Source organism: Pseudomonadota bacterium (assembly GCA_034189865.1).
GTDB lineage: Bacteria > Pseudomonadota > Gammaproteobacteria > UBA5335 > UBA5335 > JAXHTV01.
In genome coordinates this window covers 1-22,015 of the sequence record JAXHTV010000026.1, presented here as the reverse complement: position 1 = coordinate 22,015, position 22,015 = coordinate 1, and the positions used below count along the sequence as shown (strand labels likewise).

Genomic DNA, 22,015 nt, shown 5'->3' with positions numbered 1-22,015 from the left:
AAATCTGTCGAATAGACATGGTGCCCATGGCTTTCACCTCGGCCGGCCATTCCGATCGTGTGGGGCCCGGCGCGGAGGCATTTTTAGCATTGTTGGCGGTCACTCCGCCGGCAAGCTCTGCGTCTCAAAAAATTCCCAGATTACCTCTGCTGCCTCGACGCTGGTGGTGTTGTCGCCCGCTAGCCGCCGGGGAAGAAGCGTGCGACTTCCCGGCCAGTGGTGGCCATGTCCCTCCAACAAATACAAACCAACCGCATTGGGATTGCCGGAACATCCGTAGGTCAGGCGACGGCTCCCCTCGTGGTCGTATTCTTCCGTGGGCTCGTCCCCGCAGCCATGAATTTGAACCCACTGATCCATCATCGCTTCAATGGCCGGTTTGACGCCGTAAGACCCCGACCCGATGAATACCTCGCCACCTTCCAGTGGGTTCAGTGGATCAGCCGTACCGGTGATGTACAAAACAGGAACCGAGCGGGACGGCGTAACATCCACCAGCCAGTCGGTTCCGGCAACCGGGGCAATGGCGGCAAAATCCATGGAGCGCTCTCGTGCCAAGCGAAACGACATGGAAGCCCCATTGGAGAACCCGGTGGCGTAAACTCGACGCTCGTCGACGCTGAACTGCGATTTCAGTTCTTGCAACATCGCGACAACGAACTGAACATCCGAAACATTCCGTTCAGCCGCACCCACAGTCGGCCGACTGGATCCGTCGTTCCACGTTTGAGGGTTGGTCAGAAAACGTCCGGGACGCGAAGGACGGGGGCCGGTACCTTCCGGGAAAACGACTATAAAACCAGCTTCATCGGCTTTTTCGGGCCAACCGCTGTGGCGTATATCGGTCTTCGCCCGGCCACCGCCGCCGTGAAACATCATCACCAATGGCCACTGTCGTTCCGGTATGTAAGCGGGGGGAATATGGACCACGTATTCTCGGTCTATTCCGTCCACCGAGATCGTAAAACGTTGCTCGCCCCGTGAAAAAATCCCCCGTGAGGTGTCATAATGTCCGGCAGAACTTATCGCGGAACACGCTAGTAAGAACATCAGTCCAACAAAAACAAGCGGAACCTGAAAACAACGACACTTGCGAGACATAACACTACCCCGGTTTTCGGTAACGGGACCTCACGTCGGGAGTTCGCCCAATCGTCAGTTCATCAATGTTCTATGTTGTTTCCAAACATAGCGCCGATTGCCCAACCCCGGCCGTGTCGTTCGACAATAAGTGATTCGAAAGGAAGAGTTTAGTGGCGCTAAGGTGCTCAACAAACTACGACATATCAATCTCGGGCAACGGGAACTATATCATCTGCCGGGTCGATGTTCCGATCACCAAGGAAATCGCTCGAGACTACTCGCTGGACGTGGATCGACTGAGCCGGGAAAAGAACATCAAACGCTTTCTATTCGATCTCCGTCGCGCTCCCAATATTGAATCCACCTTCGACAACTACGACTATGCCTACGAAGATATGCCCGATATGCGGCTCCAGCGGGACGTCCGCTCTGCGGTGCTCGTTTCCCCGGACGATCATTCCCACGACTTTCCCGAAACGGTGATGCGAAACGCCGGCTATAACGTCCGCCTGTTTACCGACCTTGAGGCCGCTGTCGTTTGGCTGGAAGAATAAGCCGAGCCCCACACCTTTGAGTGTCTAGACGCAGCGCGATCACGCTTCCCACCTTCGTATAAAACTCCCTGAATCGTAAGTGAAAATTCCCGGATAACACGCGGGCATTGTGCCAATTGTGGCCTATGCTTCTCGAAGATGCGTGATGGAGCCATCCACGCATACGGCCAGCCCGAGGAAAGGGCGCAATAAGGAAATATCTTACGGAGGAGAGAAAGATGGGATCACAGATACGACGGTGGCGTCGACGATGTTGGACAGCCAGTTGCGGCGTGGCGCTGATCACACTCACTGGACCGATTTCGCTCAACGCAAATACGCCGAGCTACGGGAACGTCGATCAAGCAACACTCGACCTAGCAGTCGCGGCATTCCGCGATGACCCGACCTATTTGGTCAACAACATCCCGCTACTGCGGGCCTTGACCCCCGAGCAACTCGCGAAGGCAATCGAACGGCTGGACCTGAGCCACTACGCCTACTTACACCCCGTGGTCGTCAAGGGCGAAGACGTGCCGGACTTGATCGGGCGGCAGGTAAACGAAGTGTCCGTCATGGTGGTCCGCGGTGAACGCATGATGCCGATTCCGTTTCAAATCGACGAACTGGATCACAAAGGCTGGGTTTGGCTGCCGGATGTCTCCCCGAACGACTTGGCTGGAACGTATGAGCAAATCGATGAGGACGATGAGCTGGTATTCATGTATCGCGATACCGGTTACGAGCCCTACGATGCCGGACGACACGGCGAAGTTCAGGGTGAAATCCTCCGGGAGCTGGTATTCGAGCACCAGGGCAAGGCGCGTTACGCCTATCTGGTAGAGGGTGATGAGCGGCGAAATTCGGCGGACTACGTCTCGTTCGATGCCGAGACGGGCATCTCCGACAATACCTACTACTGGTTTCGAACCGACCCCTCGAATTTCCTCGACTTCCAGGATTTTCGCGCCAAAGTGGGGCCTCGTCAGGACAAGCGGGTTCTGGATGCCATCTATGGCGAGCTGGAAACGGGCGTCTTTACCCGGTGGCCCAAACTGCGTTTCAACACCCTGAACAATATCCGGCCCGAATTGATCTTCGTGAACGATGGCCCCGTGCGAGCCACTGGGTTACTTAAGATGCGCATCATCGCCGCCGGTATTCCCGTGTTTAATATTCTGACCCAGGTCACGATCTACGACCAAGGCCTCGTTCTGCCGGTATCCATTCACATACCGGGCGGGGAGATACTGACGCGCGTACTGAACGAACCGCGATTCGTTCTGGCGCTCGATTTCAACGATATTCAGGGTGGACACGTCAATGCCGCAGGCAGTCGAAACCCGGACGGCTACGCCATTGTCGATGGTGAAATGAGCGAACTGGAGCGGACCGCGACCATATCTCACGAGAAGAATTGGCTGTGGATGGATAGCCAGTTGGGTTGGGATATTTTCGCGCGCTTCGACATCCCACCCGGTTGGCCCGAAGACTTGCGCCTGCTCTACCAAGACGATCCAAAAGCCACCACCGAGTGGGAAGATTTCCCGGGCGCCGCCCCTCGAATTGGCGTGGATGCGCGAGGATTTCCGGTGGGCAAGCTCGATATCTCGCTAACGGCCAGCCTGTGGTTTCCCGATACCGTGGGTGCGGCCGGCCCCAAGCGCTTCGGGGAGGAAAGCCTTTCGCCGCCCAGATGGGAAGCAAGAGATTATTCGTCCCAACTCGCCAAGGCCGATTAATGCCGTTCTGGACGTGTAAATCGAAAATTCGCCACAAATTGGCTGGGGTGGGCACGCTCATCCCAGCCAACTCCGTCGCACAACAAAACCGTGCGGAGCAGCGCGCCACAACTCGAACGGTCGCTACGATGAGACAAACTGATAGCGGTAGTATTCCACGGACTCTTCCGGGTTCGGATCGTAGGTGGGTATACGTTCAAAGCCGTAGCCGAGGTAAAGCGACCGGGCCTCGTGCATCGAGGTCAGCGTGTCCAGCACAATCCAGCCATACCCTAAAGCTTCGGCTTTCGACATCGCCGCGAGGAACAGGGTCTTCCCGACCCGCTGGCCTCGAGACTGCGGCTGGACATATAGACGCTTAAGCTCGGCTTCGTCGGTGGTTAGGGGACGCACGCCGACACAACCCACGGCATCCCCGTCATTCACTGCGAGCAGAATGAACCCCCGTGGCGGCGCGTAAGCGCCGGGCAACGACGCCAACTCCTGCTCGAAACCCTGAAAACACAAATCCACGTCCAGCGATCGCTGATACTCGCGAAACAGTGCGCGCACGCGAGGCAGGTCTTTTTCGGTTGCGTCAACGACATTCATGGCCCAACCGCCCGGCTGCCACAATTGGGAAAAACACGGTATCGGCGTAACTCACCGCGAGTCCACCCGTGGACTCGCCTGGCCATCGAGGATGACGATTTTTGACTCGTCAATCATGCCGACGCCGTCCATACAGGCCACGTTATAAGCGAACTCGGTTGGTACGCTGCGTCTCTTGTGATGCGTGTATATACCGCATGTCTTGCAAAAATAGTGTTCCGCTACGCGGGTGTTCCACTGATACAAGGTCAACTGATCCGCGCCCTGCGTCACCCGGAAGTGTTCCAGCGGCACACTGGCCATCACCACCCCTCTTTTGCGACACAAAGAACAGTTGCACCGGCGCAGTTCACCGAAATCGCCCGGAATCACGACTTCAAACTCAACCGCGCCACAATGGCACCGCCCTTTGCGAATGCTCATCGACATTTGACTCGTCTCCAAAAGGCAGAATCGCCAGGGGCCACGCCCGACACCCGCGACGGGTCTGTCTAACCTGACCTAATGGCCCGTGGGGTATTTCATGGCGTGTCGAATCACCGCCGCGATCGCCTCAAGCGGAGTATCGACTTTCTCCCGGAGATTAATACATCCCGTGCCCGTCTTGTAGACCGGATACGCGGCCTTGAATTCCTCCAGGTGATGCGCACCGCGCGTATAGAGACACGGCGTTTCTTTGATTGGCGATGGAAACCGAACCCTCGCCGTATGTATCGGTGGGCAGTGTGTATTGCATTTCCACGACGGCATAGGAATGCACCCGGTACGTCAAGCACGCAGAATCAAAACAACGCCCACGGCCATCATCATAACGCCAGCGGCCATTTTGATACGCCGACTTCCCCCGCCGGCCAGTAACACACCGGAGCGATCTGCAACGAGCGCGTAGGCGAGCTTCACCACACCGATCGCGACACTCGCGATGATCATGACGATGGCGGCATCGAGAACCGTCACGGCCGAAAGATCGATAAACGCCGGGAAAAAACCGAAGTAGAACAGAACGGCCTTTTGATCCCCCAGGGTGATAAAAAGGCCGGATAGAAAGCTGGACGACAAGGACGCTTGGACGGTCCCTTCCACCACCGCATCGGCTGCTTTCGACCGCAACAACGTCAGTCCCAGCCAAACCAGGTAGGCACCGCCGAGATATTTCACCAGAACAAAGAATTGCCCCATTCGATCGGCCAGTAATGACAAGCCGAAAATGGCAATCAGAATAAACACGATATCGCCAACCACAATACCCAGGGTGGTCAACGCACCATGGGTAAACCCCGAGGCGGCGGATCGGGCCGAGACGGCCAGCACACTCACGCTGGGTATGGCGGCCAAAACGAACATTGCGCCAAACAGCGCCATGCCCGCGCTGAAACTCAACTGTGTGTTCATCGCGGTCGGGAAGCTTGTGTACCGATCAATGGATGGGACCGAAGCCCCTGAAATCAAACCAATAGTTTACTCAGGATCTTGCCCAAGGCGGAAATTTCTTCCGACGTGAGTTTGGCCTCGAATTCTTTACGAATCACCCGGCCATACACCGGCCACATTTTCCGCAATAGTTCGGTTCCGTGGTCAGTGATGTGAACAACCTGACCTCGTCCATCCAAGTCACTCCGTCGACGAGACACCAAAGACTCGTTCTCCAATCGATCCAATAGTCGGGAAAGGTTGTGTTTCGGTAGCAGCAGTTTATCGACGATCTCAAATTGACGAAGCCCCGCCTCGCCCACGCGATGCAGCTCGAGAAGTACGTCATACCACGCCAACACCGGTAGACCTGCTTGCTTCAAGCCGTCGTGCACCTTATCCAATAGCGTTATTTGCGCCCGAATCAAGCGGGCCCAGACTTCAATGGTCTGTTCTTTTGGTTTATTGCTCATCGTTAAAAAGCTTAAAAAAAAATAGTTGTAATCGCAACATTACCCACTTAAGATGCATTTAGTTGCATTAGCAACAATACACCTGACCGGAGAATAGACCATGATCCAACCGATTGAACTTAATACATTAAAGTCCAAACTTGATGCCGGAGAACCGATGGTTTTGGTCGAGGCTTTACCTGCGCGTTACTACGAAGCCGAGCACCTACCGGGTGCGATCAATATCCCGCATGACCAGATCCATCGACTCGCACCCGAATACCTGCCGGACAAAAACAAACCCGTGGTTGTTTATTGCGCCAGCACGGATTGCCAGAACTCCCGTATTGCCGCTCAAGCGCTTGAGATCATGGGTTATCGGCAAGTTTGGGAGTATGTCGAGGGTAAAGCCGACTGGAAAGCAGCGGGCCTACCTCTGGAGGGCGTGTGACCATGAACAACCGCGGAATCGACGTGGCACTGGCGCCCTATGGGGCTTTGGCAATCCGAATCGCATTGGGTTCCATGTGGCTTGCCCATGCGGGATTGAAGTGGTTTGTTTTCACCCTACCCGGATTTGCCGCTTGGTTAAACAGCCAGGGGTTGCCATCCTATATGGCTTGGCCCGTATTCCTGTTGGAGCTCGTTGGCGGATTGGCGATTCTGACGGGATTCTACGGCCGATACTTTTCGCTTTCGCTAATACCGATTATGGCCGTCGCGATGTTCACCCATCTCAATAACGGATGGGTACACACCAGCACCGGCGGTGGATGGGAGTACCCGGCATTTCTCATCGTGGCATCCCTGGCTCATGCGCTGGTCGGTGACGGAGTATTTGCCTTACGGGCCGGCCGTCGAACCGCGAACGAATCCGCGTTCACGGTTGCGTAACGCCCGCTGCCATTCATCCGTGGAGCCAACCGGGCAGACAAGGTCCCCCCGCGTCTGCCCGGCCGTCCGCCAACAAGGCCTCCGCTAGATTCCCGTGGCCCAGTCCGGAAGCACGCCCAGCGCGAAGGCCTCCAAGGTTTTATCTAACCCCCACAGCACCACAAAACCCAGCAGAACCAGCAGCCATCCCAGCGCTTGTTTCCCGCGGGTAGCGCCCATCGACAAACCGGGCCGCCAAGCGTGAAGCGCCCGGGTAGAAACCAGACCAGCGAAAAGCAACACGGCCGATGCACCTAGACCAAATACGAACATCACAATAAAGGCCATGAGCATATCCTGCCCTAGAGATGCCAACGCAATCGCCGCGCCCAATGTGGGGCCAACACAAGGCAGCCACACCAAGCCGAGCAACGCCCCAATGCCCATCTGCCCCAGCGCAGAGGGCTGTTCCCGTGCATCACTCTAAAATCGGCTGGTCAAGCGAGAAAGCTTCGCACTGACCCAGTCGCCCAGCCGTTTGCTGAGCAGCGTCACGCCGACCACCAACAACATTAGCGCAGCCACCGAGCGAAACGCGTCGGGATTCAAGCCCAGATTGATCAGAACCAAGGTGAGAAACGTACCGGCCACCGCAAAAGATCCGCTCAACCCCAGCGCAAGAAACCAAGGGCCAGCGCGGCCGCTGGTGACCGCCGAGGCCATAACCACTGGCACCAACGGCCAGACACACGGAGAGAGAATACTCAGTGCGCCCGCTAGCGCCGCCAAGGGGAGGGACGCAAACTCCAGCGTCACCGTTTTTTTGCCTCGAAGTTGAAGGCTTTGTCTAACTCCGTAGCGATCACCTCGGGTCGGCTTTCGGCAACGCTGTACCAGAACTGCTCCTCACCCCGGTAAAGCAGCAATGTCGACTGACGAGGCGCCCGGAAATGACGAACCAACGCTTTGTCCTGGTCGAAATCGATCTCCAAGACATGCAGGGTCTTGTCGGGATTCGCTTTTCGCCAAGCATCCAACGCACTTTGCTGTTTGGCGCAGGTGGAACACCAATCGGCATAGACATCGACGAGCACAATGGCGCCCTGGGCTTGCAGCTCGGCGAATCGTTCATGGCTGAATGGGATTTTCTCCAGCGCGAAAGCTGGCCCACCCAGCCCGAAAATGAGCAGCAGTAGGATCGTAAGTTGTTTCATGAGTTTGCCCTCCGGCCGTCGGTGTACTTGTCAGTACCGAGCGGCCGGAGGAAATCACTCGTCAAGCAGAGGTTTCTCGGGCCGCTCAATAGAGGAGACCGATTGCGCGATATTCCATTGCGTTGCGATGAACCGCCCGCACCAACCGAGCCGTTTGGGAAAAAGAAAAACCATGAAAGCCCCCGTTCCACCGCGCATCTATTGCCTACCGGCTATCGAAGCACCGATCGTTGCGGTGTTTCGTCGCGGACCCAGCGATTGGTGTCATGTGGGCCGTTGGGATCTGGCCAAGGGATACCAGGCCGGGGCCTGGCTCAAGGGCCGGATTTTCCCCCGCCGATCCGACCTTTCACCGGACGGTCGGTGGCTGAGCTATTTCGCCTACCAACCCAGCGCCCGTTGGGTACATGGCGAGAGTTACGTCGCTGTCTCCAAGCTTCCCTGGCTTAGCGCCCTGCACGCCTTCGGCACCTGTGGCACGTGGACGCGGGGATACTACTTTTCTTCCGATCACACCGATGACACAGCGGAGATGATTAAGCTTCCCATCCCTTACACGCTCCTCCCCATTCCCGTCGTTCAGTTCGCCAACGAGCGCCGCCGGGGTTGGGAAGAAACCCCCGATTGTCCATCGCGCCACCACAAAGATTTCTGGGACGAGCGGCGAAACGCCCGCCTGCGAAAACCCAACCCCAAAGACGATGGCTGGCTATGCGTCGAAAGCCGGGGCTTTGCAGGCGGCGAGTTCGGGCTTGAGCAAGCGGTGGACGGGCTGCGAGTCGCCTACTGGCTGGAGATTAACGACGACCTACTCCCCCTGGACGACGTGCAATGGGCAGACTGGTCCAGCGATGGCCGTTTGCTGACCGCGACCCGCAGTGGAAGGTTGGAGATCGGCACGCTAAAAGCCAGCGGCCTTCGCACGCAATGCGTTGCGGATCTATCCGAGATGCAACCCACACCCACCCTCGCGCCGGAGACGGCAACACGCTGGTTTTAGGCCGCCGAAACCGTCCGAGCGTTACCGCGATGGGTGCCCGTGCCGAGGAGAAACAAGGGAACGGGTAAGCATGAACCCGCATTACGCGGTGTCTATACGGCGAGGGCTAGGGCCTTTCCACCGCCGGTTCGGTGAACTCCACCCAGAACAACCCACGAAAGTCACCCACTTCGAAACCCCGGGCCTGATCTTGCGGATAATGCCCATCGATTCGGGCGGCCACGCCAGGAGATAGCGCACGGCCGTGGCAAGCCAGGCACATGGGTTGGACGAAGATCGGCTCAACGTAGCCGACCGCACCGCTATCCAATCGAACAACTTCCGGCTCGGTTTTACCGGGCGTTGCCACATAGTCATCCAACAACGGCTGCACCCATGCCTGCGGCGCGTTGCGTGGATTGCGGAGCTTATGACTCGTGCGGCCGAGTTCCACACCGGCCGTACTCAGCTCCGCTGCGATCTCCGGCGCCACCAGTTGACAGACTTCCACCGCCGCTTCAGGCCCGTCTTCCAGCCCCTTGATCAGCGCACCCATGAGCCGCTTTTTGAACGGAGCCAGCGTGCTCTCGCCCCGCTCCACCCAAACCGCGGGCTCGAACTGTTGTTCTGCGTACACGAGCGGACCGAAAGCGATAGCGGCGAACGCCATCGCAAAACCCAAAACACGTCGCGCGTTGTGCATCATCATTTCATTTCCCTACCGAGAATGATTCTTTAAGGATAACAAGTAGCGATGGAGCGAAGTCATCCGCATCGACGATGCGGCGCGTCCGGAAGCATACACACTACCGGGGCGGGTTGCTGCTGAAGCGCAACGGGGCCGGCGAAATCCGTGGGATGCGAGCCAGACAAGAGCCGATGGAGCAGATCATCCGGGAGAACCGCACACAACCCCCAGTGGTCAGTAGCGCCAGAGAACACGCGCGAAAGATTCTGGCACGACAATCAATGAACAGTTTTGAGCCGCCAGCCGGCTGTCTTCCTGCTTGTCACCAGGCATAATTTGGAGGGAAATCAGAAACAAAGCCGGCAGTCATACGCCGGCTTTGTTTGACGGTGAGCGTTGTTTACCAGGTTTTGTATGGTAGGAATTTACCGTTCATGGTGATCACGACACGGTCGCCGGCAGGGTTTTCTTCTTTGTCGATGTGCATTGAAAAATCGATGGCGCTCATGATGCCGTCACCGAATTTTTCATGGATCACTTCCTTGATGGTTTCGCCGTAAACACCGACAACTTCGTAGAGACGATAAATAACCGGGTCCTGCGGTACTTCTTTTTCCCAGACCTTGTTGGGAAACGCCTGCAGTGCGGTGTTTACTTCGGCGGACAGCCCAAGGGTAGCGCATAGTTTGTCCGCCAGCGGTTTTGGCATGCTGTTCTTGCCGAAGCAGGCAGAGGTTACCCAGACAACGCCCACATCCAGAACATCCGCGATCGCCTGCCAAGTTAGACCTTTTTCGATTTTCGCTGTAATGATTGCCTCGGTCATTTCCTGTTTGCTCATCAAAGAGCTGGTCATGCTGTTGGGCATGGTGGTCAGGGTTTCGGCTGTAGCGCTCATAATGATCTCCTGTATGGCTGAACTTGGTCAGGCTTACTGCAAGTTGACGACGTTTGTCTCAATTTCCGCCTGCTCGTCCACATGCGGAAGGGAAACTTCCTGTACCGATCCGGTGGCCGGATTCACTTCCGGCGGATATCGCAAACCGCTGTCGGTCCGGGTGACCCGCTTTTCACGTTGTTCCGGGTGTGACAGCTCTTTCGAACGTTTCACCAGAAAGTCGACGATATGATTGCGGATCGGGTAATAGTTCTTGTGATGAATGATGTCGGTACGATTGCGCGGCTTGGGGATGTCGATCAGTACCGACTCGGCAATCTGGGCATGCGGACCATTGGTCATCAGCAGGATGCGATCGGCCAGCAGGATGGCTTCGTCCACATCGTGGGTAATCATGAACACGGTCTGCGTCGTCTGGCCGCAAATATTCACCAGCTCATCCTGGATCATGCCGCGCGTCAATGCGTCCAGTGCGCCGAAAGGCTCATCCAGTAGCAACAGTTTCGGTTCGATCGCGAAGGCACGGGCGATGCTCACACGCTGGCGCATGCCACCTGACAACTGGGACGGTTTGCGCTGTTCGGCACCTTTCAGCCCCACCATTTCGATGTACTTCATGCTGTGGTCGAGCACCTGCTGCTTGCTGAATTTCGGAAAGCGCGATTTCACCGCGAAGGTGATGTTCTTCAGCGTGGATATCCACGGCAGCAGACTGTAGTTCTGGAACACCACGCCGCGGTCCAGGCTGGGCCCGGCGACTTCTTTGTTTTCCATTAACACCACACCGCTACTGGCCTGATCGAGACCGGCGAGGATGTTGAGAATGGTGGATTTTCCGCAACCGGAGTGACCGATGATGCAGACGAATTCACCCTTGTCGACGCCGAAGTTGATGTTGTCGAACACCGTCAACGGCTCGGCGCCCCGCGGTGCGGGAAACGATTTGGTGAGTCCCTGTGCATTGAGAAAATATGTGCTCATAAGTTATTCCACGTACTGCACGAGTTTGGTGGCATGGGCGAGGATCAGGTCGAGCATCATGCCCACCACGCCGATCATCAGGATGGAGAACACCACACTGGTCAGGTCCAGGTTGTTCCACTCGTTCCACACGTAGTAACCAACACCGGTGCCGCCCACCAGCATTTCCGCGGCGACGATCACCAGCCAAGCGATGCCGATGGAAATACGCATACCGGTGAGAATGGTGGGCGCCGCCGCCGGCAGAATCACCAGAAAGGCGGTACGCAAGCGACTCAGTTCATGGGTGCGTGCCACATTGATGTAATCTTTTTTCACCGAGCTGACACCGAAGGCGGTATTGATCAGCATGGGCCAGATGGAACAGATAAAAATCACGAACACGGAAGACACTTCCGAATCCTTGAGGATGAATAAAGCCAGCGGCATCCATGCCAGTGGCGAAATGGGTTTGAGTATCTGAATAAACGGGTCCAACGCCTTTTGCATCAACGGCGACATGCCGATTAGAAAACCCACCGGAATCGCCACCAGGGCCGCCAACGCGTAGCCGGACATCACGCGCTTCAACGAATACAGCAATTGCAGGCCGATACCCTTGTCGTTTGGCCCCTTGTCATAGAACGGATCGCTGAGCTCCTCGATGGCCAGTGCGCCGATTTCGGACGGGTTGGGCACGCGCGCGTGCGGCGCGCTGCCCCCCATGAGCATCTCGTATTCCGTCAACGCTTCCTTGGTTTCCGGCGGTTGGTTGACCAGCTCCCAGGTACCAAGAAAAACGGTGAGAAATAGCAGCGACAGGATCGCCGCACGTAGGCGAAGGTTCTGCACAGTTATGCCCTCGTAATGGCAAAGCTCTTGGCATACTGTTCAGGCTGGGTGTAGTCGAACTCCTTGCCCATGATGGTGTAATTCTCATAGGTGGTTTTCGGCGGCTCGTAACCCAGTTCTTTCATCAGCTTGCCGCAGTCGGCCGCCAGGTAGACTTCCTCGGCAATCGCCTGGTAGTCGACATCGCCCTTGATGTATCCCCAGCGTTTCATCTGCGTGAGAATCCACACCGCCATGGAGTGCCACGGGAAGGGATCGAAGTCGATGCGATCGGGCACGTTCATCACATTGCCGAGACCGTCCGCGTACCGGCCGGTGAGCACCTGTTCCAGTACCGGTACCGGTTGGTTGAGGTAGTTCTTCGGTGCAATCGCTTTGGCGATATCCTTGCGATTATCCTGCTTCGATGAAAAATGCGTGGCATCGACGATGGACTTGAAAAGCGCCCCGTAGGCATTCGGCATTTGCTGAGCGAACTCGGCACTGGTGGCGAAGGCACAGCAGGGATGCCCGTCCCAAATTTCCTTGGTGAGCATGTGAATAAAGCCGATCTTTTCCCACACTGCACGCTGGTTGAACGGATCCGGTGACAGGTAACCGTCGAGGTTCCCGGCGCGCAGGTTGGCGACCATTTCCGGTGGCGGTACGACACGGATCTGGATGTCTTGGTCGGGATCGAGTCCGTGCTCCGCCACGTAGTAGCGCAACAAAAAGTTATGCATGGAATATTCGAACGGCACACCGAACTTGAAGCCTTTCCATTGCTTGGGATCGCGCTTGTCCTTGTGCTTGTTGTGCAGGGTAATGGCCTGGCCGTTGATATTCTCAACCGCCGGCATGATGAACGGCATCGCGGTGGAGCCGGCGCCCATGGACATAGCCAACGGCATCGGTGTCAGCATGTGCGCCGCGTCGTATTCCTTGTTGATGGACTTGTCGCGGGACACCGCCCAGCCGGCAGTCTTGATGACGTCTACATCCAGACCGTACTTACTGTAGAAACCCATGGGGTGGGCCATGATGATCGGTGTCGCACAGGTGATGGGCACGAAGCCGACCTTGAGTTTGGATTTTTCCGGCTTGCCGAGCTTGTCTTTCACTGCCGCTTTAACATCATTCAGCGGCAGGATACTGCCCAGTACGGAAGCCGCTAAACCGCCGCCGACCAGCTTCATGAAGTTGCGTCGCGATACTTCATTGTGGCCGAAGATGCCACGCACCAGCGCGCTTTCCACGGCGCGATCCATGATGTCGTCCGTCGTCATTTCCCCGTGGCGTTCCTCAGACTCGGTCGCTGCAGCGGCTTCGGATTTCATCGAGGTGGGTTGATTCGACGCACACTGTTGACAGCCGCAACCGACGCCATGGCGCAGGTCGCTATCCGGGTTAAAAGGATCGTCTAGGCTCTTGTTGCTCATTACCAGGTCCTCGTGGAATTGACGTGAAAAAAAGTGTTTCGCACTCAACGGGTGCCACTGCGCCATTCCGAGGCATCAGCACCTGACCGTTAACGCTTCGTATCCAGTCCTGTCACCAGGCGGCGGGTTGTCGATACGTCGTTATAACCCGTCGTAGCAAGGCCTATACCAAGTTTGCCCGGAACGGAGTTAAACTATTGTTTTAATGGGACGTTTTGAAGTTATTTTGATGGCGGGATGCAGCTACGCAATTTCGTAGATTACGATAACTCGTAATGAGAATTACGAATTATCGTAATGTGGCACGAGCCTTGCGAAATGATCACAAAGTGAATGTCGAACTTTGGTTCTAGAGGTGAATGCATGCTGCAAACCGGGACTTCCGAGCAGGTGTCCGCGACCGCCGGCGTACTGCAGGATTCGTTATTGGCCAGCGTACGGGAGGCGTTTGTACTGATCGATCCGTTGGAAAATTGCATCGTCGATGCCAATGCCGCCGCCAGTGAGCTATTGGGTTTCAGCCACGCGGAATTGTGCGCCAGCAAGGTCACGTCGATATTTCATTTCGTACTACCGGCGCTGATCACCTTTACCGAATCGGTATTGGCCCGGGGGCATGGCTGGACCAATGAACTGCTATGCGGTCATCGCGATGGACGCACAGTGGGCGTGGAAGTCAGCGCCGCACGGCACCAGCACCACGGTACAGCGCTGATCATCATGCAATTGCGTGACAAACAAAACATCCAGCAGTTGCAGGAAGCCGCCGCCGCCAGCGAATACGTGCGCCGGGGTATCGTCGAATGGAAACGCATCGAACGCATTTTTCAGGACATCGAACGGGAAAACCAGTTGCTGCTCAGCGCCGTAGGCGAAGGCATCTATGGCGTGAACGCAGACGGCAAGACCACGTTCGTCAACCCGGCGGCAGAACGCATGCTGGGCTGGTCCGCGGATGAACTGGTGGGCAAAGATGCGCACGGCATGATTCATTATCATCACCGCGACGGTTCCGATTATCACTCGCACGAGTGTCTCATCTACGCGGCGTTTCACGACGGCGCCATCCACCGGGTAGACGACGAAGTGTTCTGGCGAAAGAACGGCGTGCCTATCGAAGTGGAGTACACCAGTACGCCGATTCGCGATCGTGGTCGACTGGTTGGCGCAGTCGTGGTGTTCCGCGATGTTAGCGAACGCAAGCAGGCGGAAAAGAAACTGCATGCAGCGCTGCACGAAGTGGAAGAACTTAAGCGTCGCCTGGAAATGGAAAACGCCTACCTGCTGGAAGAAATCCGTGCCGAGCACAATTACAAGGAAATCGTCGGCAAGAGCAAGGCGATCCAACATATCATCAACCAGATCGAACTGGTGGCGCCGACGGATGCCAATGTATTGATCACCGGCGAATCGGGCACCGGCAAGGAACTTATCGCCCGCGCCATTCACGAAAGCAGCGAGCGTCATGAACGCCCGCTGATTCGCGTCAACTGCGCGGCGATTCCCCGTGAACTTTTCGAAAGCGAGTTCTTCGGTCACATCAAAGGCGCCTTCACCGGGGCCGTGAGCGATCGCACCGGCCGCTTTGACCTCGCCGATGGCGGCACCCTGTTCCTAGACGAAGTGGGCGAGATCCCACTCGAACTTCAGGGCAAATTGCTCCGTGTTTTGCAGGAGGGCCAGTTCGAACGCGTCGGCGACAACCAGACCCGCAAAGTGGATGTACGCATCATCGCCGCGACCAATCGAAATCTGCTCGATGAAGTTAGAAACCAGAGCTTTCGGCAGGACCTGTATTTTCGCCTCAACGTGTTCCCCATTGAATCCGTCGCCCTGCGCGAACGCCGTGAAGACATCCCCTTGCTGGCGAATCATTTTCTACAGTTGTCGCGACAGAAACTCAACAAACCTTCAGTGCGTTTGAGTCGAGCGGACATGGAACGCCTCAACCAGTATCACTGGCCGGGCAATATTCGGGAACTACAGAATGTGATTGAAAGCGCGGTGATCCTCTCGCGCAACGGCCGCATGGTATTCCAATTGCCGCGTCATGCATTCGATGTTAACGAAACGATCATGGAAGAACGTGTCATCGAACCGGCGGATGTCAAAACCCGGCAGGAACTGCAGAAAGAAGAACGGGAAAATATCGTATCTGCGTTGAAACAGACTGGTGGCAAAGTATTTGGCAAAGACGGTGCCGCCGCCCTGTTGCAAATGCGTCCGACAACCCTGGCATCGAAGATTAAGCGAATGAGGATTGATCGAGCGGGAATCAAGGTGAAGTCTATTGGTGGGTGATTCGAACTGAATCGCCCCACATCCTTGCTCTATTCTCTGCTTGATGCGTCGTGCTTCGTCCGGCGGTATCCGATTATGAAGCACGTGGAGAACCAATTTTTCGAATTCTTTGTGGTTATGCCAAAACACGAACGCCGCAATAACCCCAATAGCGCAAAAACCCAGACCGACGGCACCGATTTACTCATACAGCCAGAAAAACCGATACACGGCCACGGCAATAACAACTAAGGCGCCAATTCCTTTTGCCTCTTTTTTGATCATTCGGTGATGTCTCCGTAACACCGAACGCCTGAGTTCACTTGCGTAGCAGTGCCGCGACAATGTGAGAGGCATTGTTGAATTTTTCCATCCGGGAATCGTTACGATTAGAGGTTTTTCTCCTCAATAAGCTGAACTCGAATGTCCTGCGTAATCGGATACACTGCGGGGCCAAATTGGTTGTAGATGGCGACATCAGCAGCATCACGACCATAACCGATTGCCACGTACCCACCCGTTAGCTCAGCCTGTGTCGCATCGAAGGTATACCAACGTCCAGCAATGTAGGCCTCAAACCAGGCATGCAGATCCATAGGCTCGAGCCCATGTAGATAACCCACAACCAATCGCGACGGGATACTGAGGCTACGACATAAAGCAATTCCCAGGTGTGAAAGATCACGGCACACACCCCACTGCCGGGAATTTACTTCCACCGCGGACACGAGTATGTCACTGCTACCGGGTTCATAACGAATGGTCGCTCGTAGCCAGGACTCGATTGCCTTGACCTGGTCATAGCCCAACTGTTGACCGGCTGTGATCGAAGTGGCCATCTGGCCAAAGCGGTCCGATTCACAATATCGACTGGGTAACAGGTAACTGAGCACACCATCGGGTAGGTACTCGATGTCGACAAAGGGTGCTCCTGGTGACCGATCCACCTGATCCGCAGTCATGACATCTGCAGAGGTATATATTGCGAAAGCACCAGGAGGAGCGATCAGCCGCTGACAAAGATTGCCGTAGCTATCAGTAAACTCGTAGACAGGGACACTCGGCCTGAGTCTGTATTCTTCACTGGCCACCCATTGCTGAGCCCCACTACGCAATCGCAGCATTAGAATAAAAGGTGTTGGCACCGTGATATCGAACGTCATTTCACAGCTCGCGCGCAACCACATGCGATAAATCCTTCAATAGAATTCAAGACAATATAACGCCGATCTAACCAGCGACGCCCGTCGTGGCCTTCCAAGACCTCAGCGGGCATGCTCTGTGTTGAGCGACTTGATACGCGGCGCGGTGGTGGCGGCCGGCGAAACATTCGTTTCTACCAGCCATTGACCGGCAGCAAAAGTGGATCAGTACCCCCCAAAGGGAGTGATCGGGTCGAGTCGTATCTCTTGCTTCTCATTCACCCGGTGGCCTAGCCATCCGGTGAGGTTAGGATGTTGGGCAAGCCAAATGACAAGACCTGACCCCGTTATACGACCTGATACCGCGCTTACGGCGCACCTCGTTGACGGCCAGACCGGCGTCGGCTTCTTTCAGGATCGAGGCAATCTGCGTCTCGGCGAATCTTGACTTTCGCATCCGTGCCTCCTCGGCTCATCAGGCCAAAGGTCTCTACTAATGAGCTGTTTACTTTTCGGGGGCGCTTACCTTAGCACCTAATTGGCACCGATGTTATTGAGTGTCCCTACAAGATCAAACGGCCTATTGAGCGCCTTGATCTTATTGAATGCGCGACGTAGCGCGTCGGGCAACGCGTCATAGGATTGTTTGTACTTTAATAACTGAACGTTACTTTCAACTATCAGAGCATTGGCAATTAGAATGTGTTCTTTTTGTGTAATATCGAGCGAGTACAGAATTGCGGAAGACATCAGATAGTTTTTCACCGCAGCCTCGGCACAGGCTGTCTTTGCTTTATAATTGAAGTAGATTAGAGCTGCTCTTAGTTCTTCGTTGTTTGCGGGTACATTTGAAAATGTATTTTCACCCAGAACAACTTCGCTTTCTTTGCATTTTGCTTCAACGATATCGAGATCACTAATGCTCTGATTATAGTTCGATTTCGCGATAGCCAAAACATCATTATCGCCAGCCAAACAAGATGAACAAAACGCAGCAATCATGATACCTACAAGCGCTTTTTTCACGTCAATTCCTTCCTGAATACTGCAATCGGCAGAAATGGCGCGCCAAAATTGTTTTTCCTCGTAACTTCCTACAGCAAGAGAAGTTCTATCCGCAACATCTACCACACGCCGTCTTGTGATACCCGGAACCACGGCCATTGCCTTTGCCATGGCTTCATAGTCTGGAGGATCATGCTTACCACTCGATTTGAATTTTCGTGCCCACGCTGACCAACCGCAAAAATTCGTCCATCTCGGAGTTAGTCAGCGCGATACATCCGTTTGTCCAATTAAAACGCTGCGCTATGAAGGCTAACCACCCTAGCCAATTGCGTTGTCCATGAACCATGATGAAACCACCAGGATGAACTCCCTGCTTATCTGCATTAGCGATGTCAGCGCTATTCGGATAGCTAATATGCATAGCCCTATGAAAGGAAGAATCTTCCTTTACATGATCGAGGATGTACTCGCCTTCAGGTGTTTTTTCATCACCCTCCTGCCGCTTGTGCCCTTTTGGATTGGCACCTAACGCAACACGATATTGTTTAATCACCTCACCATCAGACAAGAGGTACATTTTTCTCTCGGATTTATCAACTTTAACAAGGTCTATACCGGCATAAGCAGGCATCACTATCAGGATCAAAATGTTTAGCAGGATGGATCTCATAGCATGTAACATAAAACTAAGCGGCCCCGTGTAACGCGGTCAGCTTGAATGCCTTCTTAGCTTTGTATACTCAATACTTACCACTAAGGACAAACATAGTACTGCGGCGTAGAATAAAGACTTTAATAAAATAACAAGCAATACGGGAAATATTGTATTTGGAAAATCATGGTAAAAAGCATCACTTCCAGTGAAAAAGCTGACCAAGCCATATCCGAGAAAAATAAAGACGAACTGCAACAAGAACATCAGCTTTTTTGGGTATTTGTTTAATAGAAATAGACCACCAAAAAATGCGGTAAGAAGCGGCAAAATAGGAGCAATCACAAAATGACCTGAAACAAAATCAAGAACGACAACAAGCAGGCCTAGCATTACGCCACCCATAGTTCACTTACCTCAGATGTTCTAATGCTTTTCAATACCCTATTGGTATTTGTATCTCCGAACCAACCGCCACCAATATCAATACAGCCAGCAGAACCTTCAAACATCCCACCATGCAGAAAGAACCCATCACGACCATAGGTGAGCGTACTATTTCCTGAATGCAAGGGCACTCGCCAGTCGCCCCAGTCTCCGATTGTAATATTTCGAATAGCGTCCCAAAGAAAATTTGGATCATTGATCTCTGACTTATACAAATAATACCTTCCAGCCGGTATTGGGCCCATGTCCCTAGCCGACTCACATGACCGTCTATTTGTGCAACTACCTCTGCCACTTGTAGCCGGAACAAAATATGAACCAGAGGGTTCCTTCACCAATAATTGCCCATATGCCCGGTAAAACACCAAAACAGTCATTACTTATTACGTCCTTGGACAAGATTATTCATTGAGAAAGCCAACGTAATAGAGACCAGTCTTGTTTCTCGCTTCTCATTCACCCGGTGGCCTAGCCATCCGGTGAGGTTAGGATGTTGGGCAAGCCAAACGACAAGCCCTGCCCCCGGTATGCTGCGCGTAGCCTCGCATGGAGAAGGTCCCCCAGGGTGCTTGATCCAGTCGTTGCCTTCAATGCGGATTTCGGCAGAATCCTCCGGCCCGCACTCAAAAACCGATATGGTGTCGATACCGCCCGGAGCAACCGGCTAACCCGTCGCTTTAACTACAGCACAACGTCGGGTTCAGATCATTGATCAATGATGACTTGTTGATAATCGGGCGTAGTCCACGTTTTCATGCGTTCGGGCGCGGGGCTACCATAACTCGGCATGGTTCAGCGGATCGACACACGATATCTTTGCGGCCGATCCGGTAACAGCGCCTTTGTTAAGAACAATGGCCTGCCACCCGAACGGATACTGAAGCGCATAGGGTGGGGAATAGTTTGACGCGGTGTCGGCATGGAACCCGAACTTGCCGTAGTAACTCGGATCGCCGTAAACAAAAAGGATGTTTACGCCCATCTTTGTTAACTGGTCCATGCCGCTTTTGATCAGCCGCGACCCAACCCGGCGCTTTTGGTGTTGGGGCTTAACGCCAAGCGGCGCCAGGATATAGCCCTTACAACGCGTGTTGTTTTCCACTGTGACAGGGCTAAAGGCGATGTGGCCAATGACTTCGCCGTCCGCCTCCGCCACCAAAGAGAGGGTTTTCGGGTTCGTCTGCTCACCCACCAAGTTAACGGCCAGCGCCGCGACCATTTCCCCTTCGCCTTCCGGAAAAGCGCATAAGTGGGTCGCGCGAATATCGCCAAGATCAAGGTGCGTAGCTTCCCGTATCAGGATCATGATCGGCTAGTGCCGTGTGGCCCCTCCCCCCGGGTGCGAAGGTTAACTGGCACCTGCAAGCTCCAACCTGGCCGAGGAAATCACGCGCACCGATGAACGCAAAAGAAACAACAACAACGCCGTGGCAATCACCATATCCGGCCAACCAGAGGCAAACAGCCATACCCCGCCGGCCGCAAGCAGAACAGACAGGTTGGAGGCGATATCGTTCCGGGAACACTCCCAGACGGACGACATGTTCACGTCCTCATGTCGATGCCGCCAGAGCAGTGCCAGGCAAGTGCCATTGGCCGCCAAACCCACCAAGCTGAATATCCCCATGACTTCAAACACCGGAACGCTGGGAACAAACAACTTGTAGACGATTTGTCCGGCAACCAGCGCCGCGGCCGAGAAAATAAGCAGGCCTTTAAACATCGCGACCTTGGCCTTGGCAGCCGTCCCCATCGAGACCACATAAAGACTCAGGCCGTAAGTCAGCGCATCTCCCAGATTGTCCAGGCTGTCGGCAAACAGTGCAGTGGATCTTCCGTACAATCCGGCCGCGACAATCACAAGAAACATCACCGCATTGATCACCAACACGGCTTGCAACGTGCCCCGCTGCCGCTCACGCAGCTGCTCAATGGCACAATGATCTTCGCAACACCCACCCATCACGCGATTGTATCGTAAGCGGCCCGACGCTCAAGCAACCGGCCCGCTCTTGGTTGGCCGTGGCATCCTCGGCAGGTGTCGACTGTGTTTGGGGGTTTAATGGAAACAGCCGGCGAGACAGCCATGTCTACCCGCCATTGATTGAAGATGGTTCCGTAAGCTCCCAAAGGAAGTAATAGGGTCGAGTCTTATTTCTCGCTTCTCGCTTCTCGTTCACCCAGTGGCTTAACCATAAGGTGGAGTTAGGATATGGGAAAAGGCGAATGACAAGACCTGACCCGTTATGCTTGCGCATCAGCGGCATGCAAAAGCGCGCAGCGGTTTTGCAAGTCCGTCTGCATGCGCTTGTTAGCGGCCATGTCCGACCATCCGTTTCGCTCGTTCCAAGACTTGATCGTAAGTCATAATCGACAAATTGTGATAACTAGAATTCAATATCCTATAGGCTTCGTGCTCATCGTTGCCCCATCTAGAAGAGCGACCAAATATCAGAATTCCTCTCGGTTTCACGGTTTTCACTCCACCGACTCGTTCTAAGAATTTGACACTGTTCGATTCACGCTCCACTTCAAATATATATCTGGATGCCTGAGTTATTGCTTTAGTCAGATCCGATGATGGTACGAGGTTTCCGTGATCTCGACTTTGAGCCCAGAAAAGTAAATCTCCTTCTGGCCGTTTAATTTCGACGACATCTAAAAATCCATCGTATGCTTGCATGAGGAAGTCTGAAATGTGCTGAGTATCTATGTGTCGTTCGTCAAGAACTCTCACAAATTCACTTCCAAGAACCCAGGTATTTTTTCAAACCATGATTGCCAGTCTTGTTC

General features: G+C 54.6%; 26 protein-coding genes and 1 pseudogene. 6 read left to right on the top strand and 21 right to left on the bottom strand.

Annotation, left to right across the window (positions count from 1 at the left end):
- Nucleotides 1–99: 99 nt before the first annotated feature.
- A complete protein-coding gene (locus SVU69_11135; protein MDY6943546.1) occupies nucleotides 100–954 on the bottom strand; it encodes a PHB depolymerase family esterase in 855 nt (284 codons plus the stop codon).
- A gap of 299 nt (nucleotides 955–1,253) precedes the next feature.
- Between SVU69_11135 and SVU69_11130 the strand changes: the two genes are divergently transcribed.
- The gene (locus SVU69_11130) at nucleotides 1,254–1,637 is read left to right on the top strand and encodes a hypothetical protein (protein MDY6943545.1); all 384 of its coding nucleotides are present in this window, start codon (nucleotides 1,254–1,256) and stop codon (nucleotides 1,635–1,637) included.
- Nucleotides 1,638–1,855: 218 nt separating this feature from the next.
- A complete protein-coding gene (locus SVU69_11125; GenBank protein ID MDY6943544.1) occupies nucleotides 1,856–3,358 on the top strand; it encodes a hypothetical protein in 1,503 nt (500 codons plus the stop codon).
- A 123-nt stretch (nucleotides 3,359–3,481) separates the two neighbouring features.
- Here SVU69_11125 and SVU69_11120 read toward each other — a convergent pair whose 3' ends face one another.
- The 4 genes from SVU69_11120 to SVU69_11105 all read right to left on the bottom strand — a co-directional run bounded on the left by SVU69_11120 (nucleotide 3,482) and on the right by SVU69_11105 (nucleotide 5,832).
- Complete coding sequence (locus tag SVU69_11120; GenBank protein MDY6943543.1) at nucleotides 3,482–3,949, bottom strand: GNAT family N-acetyltransferase; 468 nt, start codon at nucleotides 3,947–3,949, stop codon at nucleotides 3,482–3,484.
- A gap of 51 nt (nucleotides 3,950–4,000) precedes the next feature.
- Nucleotides 4,001–4,378, bottom strand: a complete 378-nt coding sequence (locus SVU69_11115) for a GFA family protein (protein MDY6943542.1) — start codon at nucleotides 4,376–4,378, stop codon at nucleotides 4,001–4,003.
- 339 nt (nucleotides 4,379–4,717) lie between these two features.
- Entirely contained in the window at nucleotides 4,718–5,341 is a 624-nt protein-coding gene (locus SVU69_11110; protein MDY6943541.1) for a LysE family translocator, read from the bottom strand.
- Between the two features lie 53 nt (nucleotides 5,342–5,394).
- Nucleotides 5,395–5,832: a MarR family transcriptional regulator gene (locus tag SVU69_11105; GenBank protein ID MDY6943540.1), complete on the bottom strand. Its 438-nt coding sequence runs from the start codon at nucleotides 5,830–5,832 to the stop codon at nucleotides 5,395–5,397.
- Between the two features lie 100 nt (nucleotides 5,833–5,932).
- On the opposite strand from SVU69_11105, the gene SVU69_11100 reads away from it, so the two are divergent.
- Nucleotides 5,933–6,262 (top strand): rhodanese-like domain-containing protein, encoded by a 330-nt coding sequence (locus tag SVU69_11100; protein ID MDY6943539.1) that lies wholly within the window; start codon nucleotides 5,933–5,935, stop codon nucleotides 6,260–6,262.
- Between the two features lie 2 nt (nucleotides 6,263–6,264).
- Nucleotides 6,265–6,705, top strand: coding sequence for a DoxX family protein (locus SVU69_11095; GenBank protein ID MDY6943538.1), 441 nt, complete (start codon nucleotides 6,265–6,267; stop codon nucleotides 6,703–6,705).
- Nucleotides 6,706–6,789: 84 nt separating this feature from the next.
- On the opposite strand, the pseudogene SVU69_11090 reads toward SVU69_11095, so the two are convergent.
- The 3 genes and pseudogenes from SVU69_11090 to SVU69_11080 form a co-directional block, all read right to left on the bottom strand.
- A pseudogene (locus SVU69_11090) lies at nucleotides 6,790–7,146 on the bottom strand (cytochrome c biogenesis protein CcdA).
- A gap of 21 nt (nucleotides 7,147–7,167) precedes the next feature.
- Nucleotides 7,168–7,500: a hypothetical protein gene (locus tag SVU69_11085; GenBank protein MDY6943537.1), complete on the bottom strand. Its 333-nt coding sequence runs from the start codon at nucleotides 7,498–7,500 to the stop codon at nucleotides 7,168–7,170.
- A complete protein-coding gene (locus tag SVU69_11080; GenBank protein MDY6943536.1) occupies nucleotides 7,497–7,898 on the bottom strand; it encodes a thioredoxin family protein in 402 nt (133 codons plus the stop codon). The genes SVU69_11085 and SVU69_11080 overlap by 4 nt, the downstream gene beginning before the upstream one ends.
- A 172-nt stretch (nucleotides 7,899–8,070) precedes the next feature.
- Here SVU69_11080 and SVU69_11075 point away from each other — a divergent pair, with 172 nt between their 5' ends.
- Nucleotides 8,071–8,898 (top strand): hypothetical protein, encoded by an 828-nt coding sequence (locus SVU69_11075; protein ID MDY6943535.1) that lies wholly within the window; start codon nucleotides 8,071–8,073, stop codon nucleotides 8,896–8,898.
- A 106-nt stretch (nucleotides 8,899–9,004) separates the two neighbouring features.
- On the opposite strand, the gene SVU69_11070 is transcribed toward SVU69_11075, so the two are convergent.
- From SVU69_11070 to SVU69_11050, 5 genes are all read right to left on the bottom strand, one after another.
- Nucleotides 9,005–9,586 (bottom strand): DUF3365 domain-containing protein, encoded by a 582-nt coding sequence (locus tag SVU69_11070; GenBank protein ID MDY6943534.1) that lies wholly within the window; start codon nucleotides 9,584–9,586, stop codon nucleotides 9,005–9,007.
- 379 nt (nucleotides 9,587–9,965) lie between these two features.
- Complete coding sequence (gene cynS / locus SVU69_11065; GenBank protein MDY6943533.1) at nucleotides 9,966–10,406, bottom strand: cyanase; 441 nt, start codon at nucleotides 10,404–10,406, stop codon at nucleotides 9,966–9,968.
- A 90-nt stretch (nucleotides 10,407–10,496) separates the two neighbouring features.
- Nucleotides 10,497–11,444 carry an ABC transporter ATP-binding protein gene (locus tag SVU69_11060; GenBank protein ID MDY6943532.1) on the bottom strand — a complete coding sequence of 316 codons (948 nt, stop codon included), beginning with the start codon at nucleotides 11,442–11,444 and terminating at the stop codon, nucleotides 10,497–10,499.
- Between the two features lie 3 nt (nucleotides 11,445–11,447).
- A complete protein-coding gene (gene ntrB / locus SVU69_11055) occupies nucleotides 11,448–12,275 on the bottom strand; it encodes a nitrate ABC transporter permease (GenBank protein MDY6943531.1) in 828 nt (275 codons plus the stop codon).
- A gap of 2 nt (nucleotides 12,276–12,277) precedes the next feature.
- Entirely contained in the window at nucleotides 12,278–13,693 is a 1,416-nt protein-coding gene (locus tag SVU69_11050; GenBank protein MDY6943530.1) for a CmpA/NrtA family ABC transporter substrate-binding protein, read from the bottom strand.
- Nucleotides 13,694–14,056: 363 nt separating this feature from the next.
- Here SVU69_11050 and SVU69_11045 point away from each other — a divergent pair, with 363 nt between their 5' ends.
- Entirely contained in the window at nucleotides 14,057–15,994 is a 1,938-nt protein-coding gene (locus SVU69_11045; protein ID MDY6943529.1) for a sigma 54-interacting transcriptional regulator, read from the top strand.
- 368 nt (nucleotides 15,995–16,362) lie between these two features.
- On the opposite strand, the gene SVU69_11040 is transcribed toward SVU69_11045, so the two are convergent.
- From SVU69_11040 to SVU69_11005, 8 genes are all read right to left on the bottom strand, one after another.
- A complete protein-coding gene (locus tag SVU69_11040) occupies nucleotides 16,363–17,160 on the bottom strand; it encodes a transglutaminase family protein (GenBank protein ID MDY6943528.1) in 798 nt (265 codons plus the stop codon).
- A gap of 489 nt (nucleotides 17,161–17,649) precedes the next feature.
- Nucleotides 17,650–18,291 (bottom strand): hypothetical protein, encoded by a 642-nt coding sequence (locus SVU69_11035; GenBank protein ID MDY6943527.1) that lies wholly within the window; start codon nucleotides 18,289–18,291, stop codon nucleotides 17,650–17,652.
- Nucleotides 18,292–18,316: 25 nt separating this feature from the next.
- Nucleotides 18,317–18,754 carry a L,D-transpeptidase family protein gene (locus SVU69_11030; protein MDY6943526.1) on the bottom strand — a complete coding sequence of 146 codons (438 nt, stop codon included), beginning with the start codon at nucleotides 18,752–18,754 and terminating at the stop codon, nucleotides 18,317–18,319.
- A gap of 78 nt (nucleotides 18,755–18,832) precedes the next feature.
- Nucleotides 18,833–19,180, bottom strand: coding sequence for a hypothetical protein (locus SVU69_11025; protein MDY6943525.1), 348 nt, complete (start codon nucleotides 19,178–19,180; stop codon nucleotides 18,833–18,835).
- Nucleotides 19,168–19,599 carry a DUF2778 domain-containing protein gene (locus SVU69_11020; GenBank protein MDY6943524.1) on the bottom strand — a complete coding sequence of 144 codons (432 nt, stop codon included), beginning with the start codon at nucleotides 19,597–19,599 and terminating at the stop codon, nucleotides 19,168–19,170. Before SVU69_11020 ends, SVU69_11025 begins: the two co-directional genes overlap by 13 nt.
- Before the next feature lie 395 nt (nucleotides 19,600–19,994).
- Nucleotides 19,995–20,528: an N-acetyltransferase gene (locus tag SVU69_11015; GenBank protein ID MDY6943523.1), complete on the bottom strand. Its 534-nt coding sequence runs from the start codon at nucleotides 20,526–20,528 to the stop codon at nucleotides 19,995–19,997.
- A 42-nt stretch (nucleotides 20,529–20,570) separates the two neighbouring features.
- The gene (locus tag SVU69_11010) at nucleotides 20,571–21,185 is read right to left on the bottom strand and encodes a cation transporter (GenBank protein ID MDY6943522.1); all 615 of its coding nucleotides are present in this window, start codon (nucleotides 21,183–21,185) and stop codon (nucleotides 20,571–20,573) included.
- Nucleotides 21,186–21,533: 348 nt separating this feature from the next.
- Nucleotides 21,534–21,959, bottom strand: a complete 426-nt coding sequence (locus tag SVU69_11005) for a DUF4263 domain-containing protein (GenBank protein MDY6943521.1) — start codon at nucleotides 21,957–21,959, stop codon at nucleotides 21,534–21,536.
- Nucleotides 21,960–22,015 lie beyond the last annotated feature (56 nt).

Coding starts and splice junctions, on each gene's coding strand:
- SVU69_11035 (MDY6943527.1), bottom strand. CDS start 18,291: ATGGCAAAGGCAATGGCCGTGGTTCCGGGTATCACAAGACGGCGTGTG.
- SVU69_11105 (MDY6943540.1), bottom strand. CDS start 5,832: ATGAGCAATAAACCAAAAGAACAGACCATTGAAGTCTGGGCCCGCTTG.
- SVU69_11010 (MDY6943522.1), bottom strand. CDS start 21,185: ATGGGTGGGTGTTGCGAAGATCATTGTGCCATTGAGCAGCTGCGTGAG.
- SVU69_11040 (MDY6943528.1), bottom strand. CDS start 17,160: ATGTGGTTGCGCGCGAGCTGTGAAATGACGTTCGATATCACGGTGCCA.
- SVU69_11075 (MDY6943535.1), top strand. CDS start 8,071: ATGAAAGCCCCCGTTCCACCGCGCATCTATTGCCTACCGGCTATCGAA.
- SVU69_11095 (MDY6943538.1), top strand. CDS start 6,265: ATGAACAACCGCGGAATCGACGTGGCACTGGCGCCCTATGGGGCTTTG.
- SVU69_11125 (MDY6943544.1), top strand. CDS start 1,856: ATGGGATCACAGATACGACGGTGGCGTCGACGATGTTGGACAGCCAGT.
- SVU69_11015 (MDY6943523.1), bottom strand. CDS start 20,528: ATGATCCTGATACGGGAAGCTACGCACCTTGATCTTGGCGATATTCGC.
- SVU69_11080 (MDY6943536.1), bottom strand. CDS start 7,898: ATGAAACAACTTACGATCCTACTGCTGCTCATTTTCGGGCTGGGTGGG.
- cynS (MDY6943533.1), bottom strand. CDS start 10,406: ATGAGCAAACAGGAAATGACCGAGGCAATCATTACAGCGAAAATCGAA.
- SVU69_11020 (MDY6943524.1), bottom strand. CDS start 19,599: ATGACTGTTTTGGTGTTTTACCGGGCATATGGGCAATTATTGGTGAAG.
- SVU69_11025 (MDY6943525.1), bottom strand. CDS start 19,180: ATGGGTGGCGTAATGCTAGGCCTGCTTGTTGTCGTTCTTGATTTTGTT.
- SVU69_11045 (MDY6943529.1), top strand. CDS start 14,057: ATGCTGCAAACCGGGACTTCCGAGCAGGTGTCCGCGACCGCCGGCGTA.
- SVU69_11060 (MDY6943532.1), bottom strand. CDS start 11,444: ATGAGCACATATTTTCTCAATGCACAGGGACTCACCAAATCGTTTCCC.
- SVU69_11070 (MDY6943534.1), bottom strand. CDS start 9,586: ATGATGATGCACAACGCGCGACGTGTTTTGGGTTTTGCGATGGCGTTC.
- SVU69_11050 (MDY6943530.1), bottom strand. CDS start 13,693: ATGAGCAACAAGAGCCTAGACGATCCTTTTAACCCGGATAGCGACCTG.
- SVU69_11030 (MDY6943526.1), bottom strand. CDS start 18,754: ATGCCTGCTTATGCCGGTATAGACCTTGTTAAAGTTGATAAATCCGAG.
- SVU69_11120 (MDY6943543.1), bottom strand. CDS start 3,949: ATGAATGTCGTTGACGCAACCGAAAAAGACCTGCCTCGCGTGCGCGCA.
- SVU69_11100 (MDY6943539.1), top strand. CDS start 5,933: ATGATCCAACCGATTGAACTTAATACATTAAAGTCCAAACTTGATGCC.
- SVU69_11115 (MDY6943542.1), bottom strand. CDS start 4,378: ATGTCGATGAGCATTCGCAAAGGGCGGTGCCATTGTGGCGCGGTTGAG.
- SVU69_11110 (MDY6943541.1), bottom strand. CDS start 5,341: ATGAACACACAGTTGAGTTTCAGCGCGGGCATGGCGCTGTTTGGCGCA.